Annotated in this window: 15 protein-coding genes and 1 pseudogene; 15 read left to right on the top strand and 1 reads right to left on the bottom strand. The window is 45.6% G+C overall.

The window, feature by feature from the left end:
- Positions 1-14: 14 nt before the first annotated feature.
- The 3 genes from DWZ38_RS04900 to DWZ38_RS04890 are packed head-to-tail and all read left to right on the top strand — an operon-like array spanning position 15 to position 1,904.
- On the top strand, positions 15-335 hold the full coding sequence (locus DWZ38_RS04900; protein ID WP_021924748.1) for a PadR family transcriptional regulator: 321 nt from the start codon (positions 15-17) through the stop codon (positions 333-335).
- Position 336: 1 nt separating this feature from the next.
- Positions 337-1,041, top strand: a complete 705-nt coding sequence (locus DWZ38_RS04895) for a DUF1700 domain-containing protein (RefSeq protein WP_021924747.1) — start codon at positions 337-339, stop codon at positions 1,039-1,041.
- A complete protein-coding gene (locus DWZ38_RS04890; RefSeq protein WP_117850576.1) occupies positions 1,038-1,904 on the top strand; it encodes a DUF4097 family beta strand repeat-containing protein in 867 nt (288 codons plus the stop codon). Before DWZ38_RS04895 ends, DWZ38_RS04890 begins: the two co-directional genes overlap by 4 nt.
- Here DWZ38_RS04890 and DWZ38_RS23315 read toward each other — a convergent pair.
- Positions 1,888-1,938 (bottom strand): hypothetical protein, encoded by a 51-nt coding sequence (locus tag DWZ38_RS23315; protein ID WP_317259442.1) that lies wholly within the window; start codon positions 1,936-1,938, stop codon positions 1,888-1,890. The genes DWZ38_RS04890 and DWZ38_RS23315 overlap by 17 nt on opposite strands.
- Between DWZ38_RS23315 and DWZ38_RS23310 the strand changes: the two are divergent.
- From DWZ38_RS23310 to DWZ38_RS22685, 12 genes and pseudogenes are all read left to right on the top strand, one after another.
- Positions 1,933-2,019, top strand: a pseudogene (locus DWZ38_RS23310) (DUF6783 domain-containing protein); the annotation flags it as partial. The gene DWZ38_RS23315 and the pseudogene DWZ38_RS23310 sit on opposite strands and share 6 nt — an antisense overlap.
- A 175-nt stretch (positions 2,020-2,194) precedes the next feature.
- Positions 2,195-2,380: a PspC domain-containing protein gene (locus DWZ38_RS04880; RefSeq protein ID WP_021924744.1), complete on the top strand. Its 186-nt coding sequence runs from the start codon at positions 2,195-2,197 to the stop codon at positions 2,378-2,380.
- Positions 2,381-2,453: 73 nt separating this feature from the next.
- Positions 2,454-2,657 carry a small, acid-soluble spore protein, alpha/beta type gene (locus DWZ38_RS04875; RefSeq protein ID WP_021924743.1) on the top strand — a complete coding sequence of 68 codons (204 nt, stop codon included), beginning with the start codon at positions 2,454-2,456 and terminating at the stop codon, positions 2,655-2,657.
- Positions 2,658-2,951: 294 nt separating this feature from the next.
- Positions 2,952-3,629, top strand: coding sequence for a response regulator transcription factor (locus DWZ38_RS04870; protein WP_021924742.1), 678 nt, complete (start codon positions 2,952-2,954; stop codon positions 3,627-3,629).
- Positions 3,623-4,945: a HAMP domain-containing sensor histidine kinase gene (locus tag DWZ38_RS04865; protein WP_117850573.1), complete on the top strand. Its 1,323-nt coding sequence runs from the start codon at positions 3,623-3,625 to the stop codon at positions 4,943-4,945. Before DWZ38_RS04870 ends, DWZ38_RS04865 begins: the two co-directional genes overlap by 7 nt.
- Before the next feature lie 190 nt (positions 4,946-5,135).
- Positions 5,136-6,011: a pyridoxal 5'-phosphate synthase lyase subunit PdxS gene (pdxS, locus tag DWZ38_RS04860; protein ID WP_021924740.1), complete on the top strand. Its 876-nt coding sequence runs from the start codon at positions 5,136-5,138 to the stop codon at positions 6,009-6,011.
- Position 6,012: 1 nt separating this feature from the next.
- Positions 6,013-6,594 carry a pyridoxal 5'-phosphate synthase glutaminase subunit PdxT gene (gene pdxT, locus DWZ38_RS04855; RefSeq protein WP_117850570.1) on the top strand — a complete coding sequence of 194 codons (582 nt, stop codon included), beginning with the start codon at positions 6,013-6,015 and terminating at the stop codon, positions 6,592-6,594.
- 309 nt (positions 6,595-6,903) lie between these two features.
- Positions 6,904-8,208 carry an O-acetylhomoserine aminocarboxypropyltransferase/cysteine synthase family protein gene (locus DWZ38_RS04850; RefSeq protein ID WP_117850568.1) on the top strand — a complete coding sequence of 435 codons (1,305 nt, stop codon included), beginning with the start codon at positions 6,904-6,906 and terminating at the stop codon, positions 8,206-8,208.
- 261 nt (positions 8,209-8,469) lie between these two features.
- Positions 8,470-10,116 carry a GGDEF and EAL domain-containing protein gene (locus tag DWZ38_RS04845; protein WP_147342980.1) on the top strand — a complete coding sequence of 549 codons (1,647 nt, stop codon included), beginning with the start codon at positions 8,470-8,472 and terminating at the stop codon, positions 10,114-10,116.
- Positions 10,117-10,358: 242 nt separating this feature from the next.
- Positions 10,359-11,081: a polyphosphate polymerase domain-containing protein gene (locus tag DWZ38_RS04840; protein ID WP_117850562.1), complete on the top strand. Its 723-nt coding sequence runs from the start codon at positions 10,359-10,361 to the stop codon at positions 11,079-11,081.
- 18 nt (positions 11,082-11,099) lie between these two features.
- Positions 11,100-11,771, top strand: a complete 672-nt coding sequence (locus DWZ38_RS04835; RefSeq protein WP_021924735.1) for a DUF4956 domain-containing protein — start codon at positions 11,100-11,102, stop codon at positions 11,769-11,771.
- A gap of 16 nt (positions 11,772-11,787) precedes the next feature.
- Positions 11,788-14,121 carry a CotH kinase family protein gene (locus DWZ38_RS22685; protein ID WP_243000158.1) on the top strand — a complete coding sequence of 778 codons (2,334 nt, stop codon included), beginning with the start codon at positions 11,788-11,790 and terminating at the stop codon, positions 14,119-14,121.
- Positions 14,122-14,323: the final 202 nt, after the last annotated feature.

Below are 14,323 nucleotides of genomic sequence, written 5' to 3'. Positions count from 1 at the left end.
ATTGGAGTGATCAGATGGTATTTAACACAGGAGCTGCACTTCTGGATGCCATTGTCCTGGCAGTTGTGTCCAAAGAGCCACAGGGTACATACGGATACAAGATCACCCAGGATGTACGCGGGGTTCTGGACATTTCGGAATCCACCCTTTACCCGGTACTGCGCCGACTGCAGAAGGATGACTGCCTGGAGGTGTATGATCAGGCATATGCAGGGCGGAACCGCAGATACTACAAGCTGACGGAGAAAGGGAAAGCGCAGCTTAATTTGTATAAGATCGAGTGGAAGAATTATTCCACCAAGATCAGCAGCATGTTTGAGGGAGGAGAATCGTAGTATGGACAGAGCACAGTTTATGAAACAGCTGGAGAGGCTGCTGTCTGATATTTCGGAAGCGGAAAGGCAGGAAGCGCTGGCCTATTACAACAGCTATTTTGATGAAGCCGGACCTGAGAATGAGGCTTCGGTGATCAGAGAGCTTGGAAGCCCCGGCAAGGTGGCAGCTATTATTAAGGCAGACCTTAACGAGAGCAGTGAGGAATACGCGCAGTACACAGAGCATGGATATGAGGATCTTAGGGAAAAACAGGATTCCTATGTTCCTGAAGTGAGAGAGAATTCCAGCCGTGCCAGAGAGGGTTATCATCCGAAGGAAAAGAGAAGCAACAGCAGGCTCATTCTGATTTTGATTGCGCTGGTGTTTCTTTCCCCATTTATTGTGGGTGCGGCAAGCGGCGTATTCGGTATTTTACTGGTACTGATCTTACTTCCGTTTCTGGTGATTTTTGTTTCCGGAGTTGTGGCATTTGGTTTGATTGTTGGTGCATGCGCCTGCATTGGCACAGGAGTAGGACTTCTGTTTTCTAATGCAGCAGCAGGGCTTCTGGTTATGGGAATCGGAGCGATTTTGATGGCATTTGGAATTTTGTGCTGTATTTTTGTGGGATGGCTGGGTTCCAAAATCTTTCCGTGGATTCTTCGCAAGGTAACGGACTTTTTGAACAAAATTCTGTATCGGAATCGAAAGGAGGATCGGGCATGAAAAAAGGAACAAAAGGAATGCTGATCGCAGCAGGAGTTTTTGCAGTAGCAGGAATCGGCTTATGCGTGAGCGCAGTCTCTATGGGGGCTGCCAAAGAAGGGAGCCAGGTGGTGAATCAGGTGGTGAGTGCCTTTCGGGACAATACTTATCCTGCGGCTGGACTGATACATCTTGGAAAAGCATACAGAAACTCAGGCAATGGGAAACTGAGTGATGAGGATGCGGTATCCACGAATGTGGCTTTTAAGAAAAATCTGGAAATCAGTTTGAAATATGATGAGCTGATTTTGCAGGAATATGACGGTGACGTAATCAAAGTAGATACGATAAACGATGAAAAAGGAGATGTAGTGATCTCAGAAGATGCAGACAAAATCACGATCAAAGACACTCATGCCGGCACTACCAGAACGAAAAAACAGGTGATGGTCAGCATTCCTTCCGGAACAGCCTTTGACAGCGTATCCCTTGGAGTGGATGCGGGAACCATTGAACTGTATGGAGAAATCAAGGCAGATCAGTTTTATGCGGAAGTGGGGGCTGGGGAATTTGATGCTTCTGCAACCATTACTGCAGACAAATGTGACCTTCAGGTAGGTGCAGGCACCATTGATATCGAGACGATTGACGCAAAGGAAATCAGTGCAGACTGCGGAACCGGAGAAATCAGTATGGAGCTTTCCGGCAAAGAGCAGGATTATAATTATGAGATTTCCTGCGGAATCGGTGAAGTTGAGGTGAACGATTCCCAGTTCAGCGGTCTTGGCGTTGAGAAAACCATCTCCAACGATGGCGCAAAACGGAAAGTAACTTTGGAATGTGGAATGGGAGAGATTGATGTGAGCTTTACAAATGAAGATTAGAGCCTGTTTGAAAAATCATTCCCGCAATCTGCACGCCCCACTTTGCGGTATATTTTGTCCGAATTCAGTTGCCGTAGCCCGCTACGGCGCCCTCATCCGGACAAAATCTCCCACAAATTGTGACGCACATCTTGCAGAAAGCCTTTTTCAAACATGCTCTAACAGATCTGTAAATGAGAATGAATCATAGCAGCACTTAAAGAATAGAAAGTGTTGCTTGAAACGTTACTGGTCATGGAATGAACAGTAACTTGGAAAATATGTAAAATAAAATCAGGAGGAATTCGATTATGAGCAATAAGCGTCTATACAAATCCACTGTAAACTGTATGCTGTGCGGTGTCTGCGGCGGAATCGCCGAGTACTTCGACATTGACCCCACTCTGGTGCGTCTGGCCTGGGTCATCCTCACCTGTTTCGGCGGCGCCGGAATCTGGGCCTACATCATCGCAGCCATTATTATTCCAAAAGCATAAAAATGTATAATTTTCTGTATTTTGTTCATACTCCTCATATACATGCAAAACTTACAAAAAGGAGCAATGACATATGAACAAAGACAAAGAAGTAGAAGCCTACAGACAAGGTAATCTCACCACCGAAGAACAAACCAAATACGAAATCGCCCGCGAACTCGGTATCCTGGACAAAGTCCTGGAAAACGGCTGGAAAAGCCTCTCCGCCAAAGAAACCGGCCGAATCGGCGGCATGATGGCCAAAAAGAAACCCAAACAACCATCCCCAAAAGCCTGATTTCACCTCCGGCGATTTTCCGATTCAAAACGAAAAATCCCCCACAATTCGCCCCGTAAACTTGCCATCCGAGGATTCAAATGGTAAGATAAATACAAACAACTTCTGAAAGGAAAATGACCGAAAAGAAAATTTTCACCACAGAATTCTTCTTGGAATTGTAGTTGAACTGAAATATGCGGAGGATGGCATGCGTAATATTATCAAATATGGCATCGCATGCTACAAAAAAGAATGCAAGGTGCTTAAAAAGGATGCGTGAGCATCCTTTTTTGGAAAGAAGGGAGTGGCAGGATGCGGATTCTGATTGCGGAAGATGAAGTGGAGATTGCGCGGGCGCTGAAGGTTTTATTGGAAAAAAACAAGTGCTCGGTGGACATTGTACATAATGGGAAAGATGCCTGGGACTATATCAGCCAGGGGAAATTCGATGTGGTTGTGCTGGATATTATGATGCCGGAAATGGACGGGCTTGAGGTGCTGAGAAAAATGCGGGACAGCCACGATACTACGCCTGTGATGCTTCTTACTGCGAAGTCGGAGATTGAGGACAGGGTGGCAGGCCTGAATGCAGGTGCAGACGATTATCTCCCCAAGCCATTTGCGGCAAGTGAATTTATTGCCAGGGTGAAAGCGCTTGGCAGAAGAAGCCTGAGCTACACGGAAAGCCTGATCAGAGTAGGCGACACTACCCTGGACTGCAACCGTTTTGAACTGTCAGCAGGAGATGTGAGTGTCCGCCTTAATAACAAGGAATACCAGCTGATGGAGCTGTTTATGAAGCATCCCCGCTTTGTATTTTCCACAGAACACATTATGGAAAAAATATGGGGACAGGATGCGGAAGCTGGCATGGATGTGGTGTGGACTTACATTGGATTTCTGCGGAAAAAATTAAAGCAGCTGGGGGCTTCTGTGGAAATTAAAACTGTCCGCGGAGCCGGATATTCTCTGGAGGAAACCACATGCTGAAGAAAATGAGATGGCATTTTATTCTGGCGGCTATGGCAGCAGTGTTTATCATGCTGGTGGTGGTGCTTGCCGGAGTCAATGTGTGGAATTACCACAACACCGCCAGTCGCGCAGACCAGAGGATACAGGAAATTTATACCTTTGAGGCTGGCAATGGGGCTGATGCAGCCGGGGAAACGGGGTCAACTGCAGATGCCAGTAAAAATTCAGAGATTCCGCCTGTAAATGCAGCAAATACATCAAATCCTCCTACAGGACAGACAGAAACTCTGCCGCCAGTGTTCCCAGGTCCGGGACAGGAACGCGATCCGGAGGCACCATATACTACTCGCTTTTTCCTGGTAAAGCTGGATGAAAACGAAGAGATAACGAAGGTTTCTACAGACTTTATCGCATCTGTTACACAGGAAGAAGCCGAAGAATATGCCTGGAATATCTTAAATGGAAAAAGAACAAAAGGTTATTATAAAAACTACAGATTTCAAATAATGTCAGATAATAATGGTAAAATTGTTATATTTCTGAACTACTCGATGGAGCTGCATTCTGCCCGGAATGTACTTCTGATCTCCTGCCTGATGGGTGCGGTATGCCTTCTAATTGTATTCCTTCTGGTGGTGCTTCTTTCCAGGCGTGCCATGGAACCATACATCCGAAATATGGAGCGCCAGAAGCGTTTTATCACAGATGCAGGCCATGAGATTAAAACACCGCTGACCTCCATTGCAACCAGTGTGGATGTGATCGAAATGGAACACGGAACAGACGAATGGACAGACAACATCCATAAGCAGACAGCAAAAATGTCCAGAATGGTGACAGATCTTGTCACTTTGTCACGGCTTGATGAGGAAAATCCTTTCCCGGAAAAGACAGAATTTTCCCTGAGTGATGCGGCATGGGAGGTAGCAGAACCCTTCGCTTCCCTTGCAAAGGCCAAGGGAAAAACCTACACCCATCGGATTGAGGAAAACCTGACCCTATGCGGAAATCCAGATTCCATCCGCCAGCTGATTTCCATTCTTCTTGACAATGCACTGAAATATTCGGATGAACATGGAAGCATCCGCCTGGATGTATACAAGGTTCATGGAAAAACCAAAATAGAGGTTTTTAACACCTGCATTTTGGAGGATACCAGAAATCTTTCCCGGCTGTTCGACCGCTTCTACCGCCCGGACGATTCCCGCTCTCAAAAGACAGGCGGTACCGGAATCGGGCTTTCCATTGCGCAGGCGGTGGCAGAAGCCTACGGTGGGAAAATCAAAGTGCACAGTAAGGATGGGAAGTCTATTCTTTTTCAGGTGAGCATTTAAAACATCTTCCTCCATTTGCCAAACTGTCCCTTTAAAATATCTATAAATTGGATATTTATAAAAGTACAGTACTCCTGTATGCTTTCAGACAAATAAAACACAAGAAGTGAAAGCCAAAGTGAAACAGAGCTTCGAGATCCCCCAGGGGATTACTTACTTGGATGAAATTCACATACAGGAGGAAATCAAAATGAGTCAGGAAAGATACGCATTAAATAAACAGCTTGCACAGATGCTAAAAGGCGGAGTTATCATGGATGTTACCACACCGGAGCAGGCAAAAATCGCAGAGGAAGCAGGTGCCTGTGCCGTTATGGCACTGGAGCGCATTCCGGCAGACATCCGCGCGGCAGGCGGCGTTTCCAGAATGAGCGACCCGAAAATGATCAAAGGAATCCAGGAAGCAGTTTCCATTCCTGTTATGGCAAAATGCAGAATCGGACATTTTGTGGAAGCACAGATTTTGGAAGCAATCGAGATCGACTATATTGATGAGAGCGAGGTTCTTTCTCCGGCTGATGATGTTTACCATATTGACAAGCGCCAGTTCAAGGTTCCGTTCGTATGTGGAGCCAAAGACCTTGGGGAGGCACTTCGCAGAATCGCAGAGGGTGCTTCCATGATTCGTACCAAAGGCGAGCCGGGAACGGGAGATGTGGTACAGGCGGTAAGACATATGCGCATGATGAACAGCGAGATTGCCAAGGTAGTTTCCATGCGTGAGGACGAGCTTTTTGAGGAAGCAAAGAACTTAAGAGTACCATATGATTTAATTGAATATGTACATAAAAACGGCAGACTTCCAGTTGTAAACTTCGCAGCAGGAGGTGTGGCAACTCCTGCAGATGCAGCTCTGATGATGCAGCTTGGAGCAGAGGGCGTGTTTGTCGGTTCCGGTATTTTCAAATCCGGTGATCCGAAAAAACGTGCAGCTGCAATCGTGAAAGCAGTCACCAACTATCAGGATTCCAAAATGCTTGCAGAGCTTTCCGAAGACCTTGGTGAGGCTATGGTTGGAATCAACGAGCAGGAAATCCAGCTTCTGATGGCAGAGAGGGGCAAATAAGATGAAAATCGGAATCCTTGCTGTACAGGGAGCCTTCGCAGAGCACAAAGCCAAGCTGGAAAAATTAGGCGCACAGTGTATAGAGCTGCGAAAAAGAGAAGACCTGGATGGCGGCTTTGACGGACTGGTGCTGCCGGGAGGGGAAAGCACAGTACAGGGAAAGCTTCTTCGTGAACTGGACATGTTCCAGCCTATGAAGGAAAAAATAGAAGCCGGAATGCCGGTGCTTGCCACCTGCGCAGGACTGATCCTTCTGGCAGACCATCTTTCCAATGATGAGCATGTGTATTTCGGAACCATGCCAGTAACAGTAAAGCGAAATGCCTACGGCAGACAGCTTGGCAGTTTCCACACAATCCAGGAGATGAAAGGAATGGGAGAAGTTCCCATGACCTTTATCCGTGCTCCTTACATTGAAAAATGCGAAGAAGGTGCAGAAGTGCTGGCAGAGGTAGAAGGAAATATTGTGGCAGTAAAATACAAAGAGCAGTATGGTCTGGCTTTCCACCCGGAGCTGGATGAGGATGATACTATCCACAGTGCTTTTCTTGAAAGCGTTAAAAAATATAAAGGCCTTAAGTAAATAAATACGCTCCGAATCCAGACAAAATCCTCCGCAAATCGTAACATAGCATTGGCAGAAGACTTGGGGCGACACTCTTTGAGCAGAACAGAAAAAACAATTCCAAAATATCTGGTTATAGACGAAAACTATAACTAGATATTTTTTTTACATATTGGACAGACAATCCCCAGTATGTTACTATGCATTCATCAACAAAAACAAAGCAGCAACAAAGAAAAAAGCAAAAATCAATAACAAAAACAACATTAAATAAAAAATTACTGGCAAGCTTATTTGCTAAGAAGAAAAGATACGGAGGAAAAGAAAATGGCAGATATTAAAGATTCCAAAAACTGGGGATTTGAAACAAAACAGTTACACATCGGACAGGAGCAGGCAGACCCGGTAACAGACGCAAGAGCTGTTCCGATCTACGCATCCACATCCTATGTATTCCATAACTCACAGCATGCAGCAGACCGCTTCGGACTTCGTGATGCAGGAAACATTTATGGAAGACTTACAAATCCAACTGAAGATGTTTTCGAGAAGAGAATCGCAGCTCTTGAAGGCGGCGTTGCAGCATTGGCAGTTGCTTCCGGTGCAGCCGCAATCGCCTACACATTCCAGGCACTTGCAAAAACAGGTGAGCACATTATAGCTTCCAAGACCATCTACGGCGGAACTTACAACCTTCTGGCACATACCCTTCCACAGACAAACGGCGTTACCGCAACATTTGTAGATCCGGAAGTAGAAGGTTCCTTCGAAGCTGCAATCCAGGAAAACACAAAAGCAATCTTTATTGAAACACTTGGAAACCCGAACTCCAACCTGATCGATATCGAAGAAGTTGCAAAGGTTGCACATAAACACAACATTCCGCTTGTAGTGGATTCTACATTTGCAACCCCTTATCTGGTTCGCCCAATCGAGTATGGCGCTGACATTGTGATTCATTCCGCAACCAAATTTATCGGCGGACATGGTACTGCAATCGGCGGTGTAATCGTAGATAGCGGAAACTTTGACTGGAAAGCATCAGGCAAATTCCCGTGGATTTCTGAGCCAAACCCAAGCTATCACGGAATTTCCTTCGCAGAGGCAACTGCTCCGGCAGCATTTGTAACCTATATCCGTGCCATCATCCTTCGTGATACCGGTGCAACACTTTCTCCATTCCATGCATTTTTGTTTTTACAGGGACTGGAAACTCTTTCCTTAAGAGTTGAGCGTCACGTAAGCAATGCACTGAAAATTGTAGATTACCTGTCCAAGCATCCGCAGGTTGAGGCTGTACATCATCCGTCTCTGGAGAGTGAGCCAAGTCATTATCTGTACAAGAAATACCTTCCAAACGGCGGCGGTTCCATCTTCACATTCGAGATCAAGGGAGACGCCAAGACTGCACAGAAATTTATTGATAACCTTGCAATCTTCTCCCTGCTTGCAAATGTTGCAGATGTAAAATCTCTTGTCATCCATCCTGCAACAACTACACACAGCCAGTGCACAGAGGAAGAGCTTCTTGACCAGGGCATCAAGCCAAACACAATTCGTCTTTCCATCGGTATTGAGAAAGCAGAAGACCTGATTGCAGCTTTGGACGCAGCATTTGAGGCAGTAAAATAAGACTGGTCATCCATAGCCAGGAAACATTTTTCCAGGATATAAAACTATAATGTAAAAGAACAGGCATCATATTTTCCAGAATGAGGGAATATGGTGCCTGTTTTTTGCATATAAAAGTATCGTAACACGATTATGTATTGATTCCTTTATATTTTCTTAATATTTTTCAGCAAAATTGTCAAAAAAAGTAGACGTCATCTAACAGAGTATGGTAAAATATAATTTCAAAAAGGAACGTGAAAGAGGGAAGGCGTGGTTTTTTTGATAGACATATCTAATCTGGACAGCCACTTATTTGAAATGCTGTCTCAGACTTCAGATAATCTGTATATTTATATGGCAGACCTGGAACGGGATTTTTCCAGATGGTCCAAATCAAGCGTGGATTATTTTAATCTGCCGGGAGAGTATATTGCAGACACGGCGAACGAGTGGGTGAAGCATATCCATCCCCAGGATCAGCATATCTTTCTGGAAGATATTGGAAGGATTTTCGCGGGAAAAAGCAACCGCCACAATTGTGAATACCGTGCGCTGAATAAATACGGCAAATATGTGTGGGTGAAGTGCCAGGGAGTTGTGGAGCGCCATGAGGATGGAAGCCTGGGGCTTTTTGTGGGAACTATGATGAATCTTGGAGTGAATGCCAAGTTTGATCAGCCAACAGGCCTGTACACATTTCATGAGCTGAAGAAGCAGCTGCCTGTGTTTATCAATCAGGGAATGGAGGGTGCCATTCTCTTATTTGACGTGGACAGACTGCAGAGAATCAACGATCTTCTTGGATATATGGTGGGAGATGAGGTTCTTCAGCTTCTGGGACAGAAGTGCCATGAACTGGTGGGTGTTACCTTTTACCGTGGTCAGGGAGGCAAGTTCTACTGCATTACCACAGATCTGGATCGGGACAAAATAGAATGGATCTATCAGCAGGTGAAACGGTTCGGAGAGGAAGTTCCAAGGGAGATGAAGCTGGAGATCCAGCTGACTATTTCCTGCGGAGTGGCATTTTTCCCCCAGGATGCAGAGGACTTCGAGACTTTGCATGCCAATGTGGAATATGCCCTGGAACAGGCGAAGAAGGACGGCAGAGGCTGCATTGCCCAGTTTTCCGGCAAAATGCACAGGAGAACTGTGGAGCAGTTCCAGCTTCAGGAGGTGTTAAGGGAGGCAATTGCCAATGAATTCCGTGGATTTTCCCTGGTTTACCAGCCGTTGATCAGAGGAGAGAAACAGCAGGTTTACGGCGCGGAGACATTGATGCGTTTTTATCTGCCAGATGGAAGTATGGTTTCCCCTATGGAGTTTATTCCTATTCTGGAAGAGGACGGAACCATCCGCGAGGTGGGAGAGTGGCTTTTGAATGCAGCCCTTGCCCAGGCGGCTCTGTGGCGGAAGGAGAATCCGGATTTCGTAATTTCCGTGAATGTTTCCTATATTCAGATGCTGCAGCCGGGATTTCGTGAGATGGTCACCAGGATTCTGGAGGAATCCCAGACACCAGCTCAGTCTCTGATCCTGGAGCTTACAGAAAGCTGCAAGGTCTCAGATCCAAACAGGCTGCAGGATGATTTTGAATATTTCAAGAACCTGGGAATTAAGATGGCGCTGGATGATTTTGGCACGGAGTATTCCTCCATTGCACTGCTTCGCAAGCTGAAGCCCCAGCTGATCAAGATCGACCATACTTTTGTACGTTCCATTCAGGATGACGAGATGGATCAGGCAATTCTGGAATATATTATGAACTTAAGCAAGCAGACCAAGATCCAGGTTTGCGTGGAAGGCGTGGAGAATGCGGAGATTCTGGCCGTGGTACAGAGCTATCAGCCGGAGCTTCTGCAGGGATATTACTATTCTAAGCCATGTCCTGCAGCAGAGTTCTATGAGAAATATTTTGACAGATAAAGCTTATTTGAAAAATTGAGAAAGAGGCCTTGTGTTTTCTGTTTTGAGAGCATGAGGCCTTTTTGTATGCTTTGAAAGAGGCGCTTTTCGTTGGCGGGGAGTTGGAAAGTGCTGATGCAAGTTTCGCAGAATGGTCACAGAGTTTTTCAGGTTCATTTCAGGTTGGGCTTCTATAATCTCAAAAGACGATCGGGACGGTCTGGAATTTTGGGTCGGCGGTTCCGGGAAGGGAGGTAAAACGGATGGATGCAAAGGAAATAAAACCAGGCGTGATAAGGCCGGCAGGCCATTATCGCCATGAGCTGAAATATAACATTACTTACTGGCAGTATCTGCAGCTTCGAAGCCGTTTTCGTCAGGTGATGAAAACAGATCCGCACACAGAGGCGGATGGGACCTATCAGATTCGCAGCATTTATTTTGACAATGTGCAGGATAAGGCACTTCGGGAAAAAGTAAACGGCGTGGCGAAAAGGGAAAAGTTTCGAATTCGCTACTATAATGATAATTTCACGCATATTATTCTGGAAAAGAAAATAAAAGATAACAATCTTTGCATGAAGGTAAGTGCAGGACTGAAAGAGGCTGAGTGCAGGATGCTTCTTGCAGGAAATCTGGAATGGATGAGAAATCATCCTTCGTCTTTAGTTCAGGAGCTTTACGGGAAAATGAAGTACCAGCAGTTAAGACCAAGGGTACTTGTTTCCTATACAAGAGAACCGTATATTTATGCAGCCGGAAATGTGCGGATCACCTTTGACTGGAATGTACGGACCACCATGTATCACCAGAAGTTTCTGGAAGAGAAGGTGTATGATGTGGAAGCCGTGCAGTGTCCGGGAGAAATGATCATGGAAGTAAAATATGATGCATTTTTGCCCAGGGTGATACAGGATCTGATCCAGATGGACGGAGTGCGGCAGCAGTCTTTTTCCAAATATGGGGCGTGCAGGAACTATGGATAATACAGGAGGAATTGTAAAGTGACATTTAATGATATTTTTAAATCCAGTTTTCTGGAAAGTATAACAGAATTTTCAGCAGTGGACACTCTGATTGCTATGGTGGCGGCGCTGGTGATCGGAATGTTTATTTTTGTAGTTTATAAGAAGACGTTTAACAGTGTGATGTATTCCACAGGATTCGCTATGACCCTTGTGGGAATGACTATGGTGACAACCCTGGTAATTCTGGCGGTAACGTCAAATGTGGTGCTGTCTCTTGGTATGGTAGGTGCACTTTCCATCGTGCGTTTCCGTGCGGCAATTAAAGAGCCGATGGAAATCGTCTATCTGTTCTGGGCAGTGGCAGCCGGAATTGTGATCGGTGCGGGAATGCTGCCGCTGGCAGTGATCGGTTCTGCTATTATCGGTGTGATTCTTATTCTTTTTGCCAACAAAAAAATACATGACAATCCATATCTTCTGATTCTGAACTGTCAGGACGAAAATGCAGAAAACACAGCTCTTTCTCTTATGAAGGAAGCAGTGAAAAAATATGCAGTGAAATCAAAAACAGTAAACGCGCAGGGAATCGAGTTCACAGCAGAGATCCGCATGAAAGACGGGGAAACTGCATTTGTAAACCGTCTGAATGAAATAGCAGGTGTGGAAAATGCAACTCTGGTAAGCTATAACGGTGAATATATGTCCTGACAGGAGGGAAAAGCACATGGTTACAAATAAATATATAACAAGGATTGCATCTGTAATCATGGCTGCGGCAGTGATTCTGTGTCTTATGGCTTCTCTTTTTTCTGATAAGCTTCAGGAAGTCTATGGAAACAATGCGGTCACAATGAAATATGAAAGCAAGCTGTTTAGCACAGATCAGATTATGGATATTGATATTCTTATGGACGAGGATGACTGGAATAATATGCTGGAAAATGCTATTTCCGAGGAATATTATTCCTGCAATGTGGTGGTAAACGGCAAGACCTTTTATTCTGTTGGAATCCGTCCAAAAGGAAACACAAGCCTTTCCTCTATTGTAAATGATCCGGATACTGACCGGTACAGCTTTAAGCTGGAATTCGATCATTATATAGAAGGGCAGACATGCTATGGACTGGATAAGCTGATCCTGAACAACAATTATGCAGATGCTACCAACATGAAAGAGGCAATTGTTTACGACATGTACCAGTATCTTGGTGTGGATGCTTCTTTATATAATTATGCAAAAATTAGCGTAAACGGAGATTACCGGGGTGTTTATCTGGCACTGGAAGCTGTGGAGGATAGCTTCATGCTGCGAAACTACGGAACGGAGGACGGAAATCTGTATAAGCCGGAGAGCATGGGCATTGGCGGCGGTGTAGATGGAAATGGTTTTCCGCAGAAGGGAGAGATGCCAGATGGAGAGGACTTTCCGCAGAAGGGAGAGATGCCAGATGGAGAGGACTTTCCGCAGAAGGGAGAGATGCCAGATGGAGAGGACTTTCCGCAGAAGGGAGAGATGCCAGATGGAGAGGACTTTCCGCAGAAGGGAGAGATGCCAGATGGAGAGGACTTTCCGCAGAAGGGAGAGATGCCAGATGGAGAGGACTTTCCGCAGAAGGGAGAGATGCCAGATGGAGAGGACTTTCCGCAGAAGGGAGAGATGCCAGATGGAGAGGACTTTCCGCAGAAGGGAGAGATGCCAGATGGAGAGGACTTTCCGCAGAAGGGAGAGATGCCAGATGGAGAGGACTTTCCGCAGAAGGGAGAGATGCCAGATGGAGAGGACTTTCCGCAGAAGGGAGAGATGCCAGATGGAGAGGACTTTCCGCAGAAGGGAGAGATGCCAGATGGAGAGGACTTTCCGCAGAAGGGAGAGATGCCAGATGGAGAGGACTTTCCGCAGAAGGGAGAGATGCCAGATGGAGAGGACTTTCCGCAGAAGGGAGAGATGCCAGATGGAGAGGACTTTCCGCAGAAGGGAGAGATGCCAGATGGAGAGGACTTTCCGCAGAAGGGAGAGATGCCAGATGGAGCGGACTTTCCACAGAAGGGAGAGATGCCGGATGGAGAGGACTTTCCGCAGAAGGGAGAGATGCCGGATGGCGAGGACTTTCCGCAAATGGGAGAAGCTCCCAATGGAGAAGTTGCAGATATCAAAATGGGAATCATGGGTGGAAATGGCGGCGCAGATCTGAACTATACAGATGATGATCTTGACAGCTATTCTACAATCTGGGATGGTGAGATCACAGATTCGGATAAAAAAGACCACAAGCGGGTGGTAGAAGCCTTAAAAAATATCAGTGAAGGTACAGATTTGGAAACCTATATGGATGTAGATAATATACTGAAATATATGGCAGTTCACACCTTCGTGGTGAACGATGACAGCCTTTCCGGTACTATGGCGCATAATTATTACCTGTATGAATATAATGGCAAGCTGAATATTTTGCCATGGGACTACAACCTTTCCTTTGGCGGTATGTCCATGGGCGGTAAAATGGGAGGTCAGTCCTTGGGAGCAACTTCGGTGATCAACGATGCCATTGATACGCCATTTTCCATTACTGATTTTTTCAATGCCCTTCTGGAAAACGAGGAATATCTGGAACAGTACCATGGGTATCTGAATGAACTTGTGGAAAAATATGTGAATGGTGGTGAGTTTGAGAAAACTTATGAGAGAATCCGCAGCCAGATCGATGACCTGGTAGGAAATGACCCCACTGCTTTTTACAGCTATGAAGAATATGAGGAAGCCGCAAATATGCTAATAGAAGTGGTACAGCTTCGGGCAAAAAGCGTCAGCGGCCAGCTGGCAGGCACTATTCCATCCACAGACGAAGGCCAGCAGCAGGATTCTTCCAACCTGATTGATGGCTCAGACATTGATCTTAGTGTAATGGGCAGCTTTTCCGGTGGGGGAGGCGGAAACGAAGGTCAGGGAAAGGATAATGGCTTTGCAGGCACGCCCCAGCCTTTCGATGCAGGAGATGTTTCTCCGATATCTGAGGAAAAAGCTGATTTACAGGACTCCAATCAGGATAGTGTAAAATAAGAAAAAAACGGAACTGCGAAATCTATACTGCATTGTAAAGATTAGATAAGTAAACTTCATCGGCCGATAAAAATGCTTGTCATAATAGAGGGAATCCGTTATAATTTTTTATATATAAGATGCAAGAATAAATAATATTCAGATAATTACAACGGTGAAAAGAGGAAAACGTAGTCATTGTAGTTGTGCAGAATTATATAAA

It is taken from the genome of Ruminococcus sp. AF31-8BH (genome assembly GCF_003460605.1).
In the GTDB taxonomy this organism is placed as follows: Bacteria; Bacillota; Clostridia; order Lachnospirales; family Lachnospiraceae; genus Blautia_A; species Blautia_A acetigignens.
This window is presented reverse-complemented; position numbering and strand designations above follow the sequence as displayed.

Bases quoted from the DNA above. Each gene is read 5' to 3' on its own strand.
- DWZ38_RS04900 (WP_021924748.1), top strand. From the start codon at position 15: ATGGTATTTAACACAGGAGCTGCACTTCTGGATGCCATTGTCCTGGCA.
- DWZ38_RS04895 (WP_021924747.1), top strand. From the start codon at position 337: ATGGACAGAGCACAGTTTATGAAACAGCTGGAGAGGCTGCTGTCTGAT.
- DWZ38_RS04890 (WP_117850576.1), top strand. From the start codon at position 1,038: ATGAAAAAAGGAACAAAAGGAATGCTGATCGCAGCAGGAGTTTTTGCA.
- DWZ38_RS04880 (WP_021924744.1), top strand. From the start codon at position 2,195: ATGAGCAATAAGCGTCTATACAAATCCACTGTAAACTGTATGCTGTGC.
- DWZ38_RS04875 (WP_021924743.1), top strand. From the start codon at position 2,454: ATGAACAAAGACAAAGAAGTAGAAGCCTACAGACAAGGTAATCTCACC.
- DWZ38_RS04870 (WP_021924742.1), top strand. From the start codon at position 2,952: ATGCGGATTCTGATTGCGGAAGATGAAGTGGAGATTGCGCGGGCGCTG.
- DWZ38_RS04865 (WP_117850573.1), top strand. From the start codon at position 3,623: ATGCTGAAGAAAATGAGATGGCATTTTATTCTGGCGGCTATGGCAGCA.
- pdxS (WP_021924740.1), top strand. From the start codon at position 5,136: ATGAGTCAGGAAAGATACGCATTAAATAAACAGCTTGCACAGATGCTA.
- pdxT (WP_117850570.1), top strand. From the start codon at position 6,013: ATGAAAATCGGAATCCTTGCTGTACAGGGAGCCTTCGCAGAGCACAAA.
- DWZ38_RS04850 (WP_117850568.1), top strand. From the start codon at position 6,904: ATGGCAGATATTAAAGATTCCAAAAACTGGGGATTTGAAACAAAACAG.
- DWZ38_RS04840 (WP_117850562.1), top strand. From the start codon at position 10,359: ATGGATGCAAAGGAAATAAAACCAGGCGTGATAAGGCCGGCAGGCCAT.
- DWZ38_RS22685 (WP_243000158.1), top strand. From the start codon at position 11,788: ATGGTTACAAATAAATATATAACAAGGATTGCATCTGTAATCATGGCT.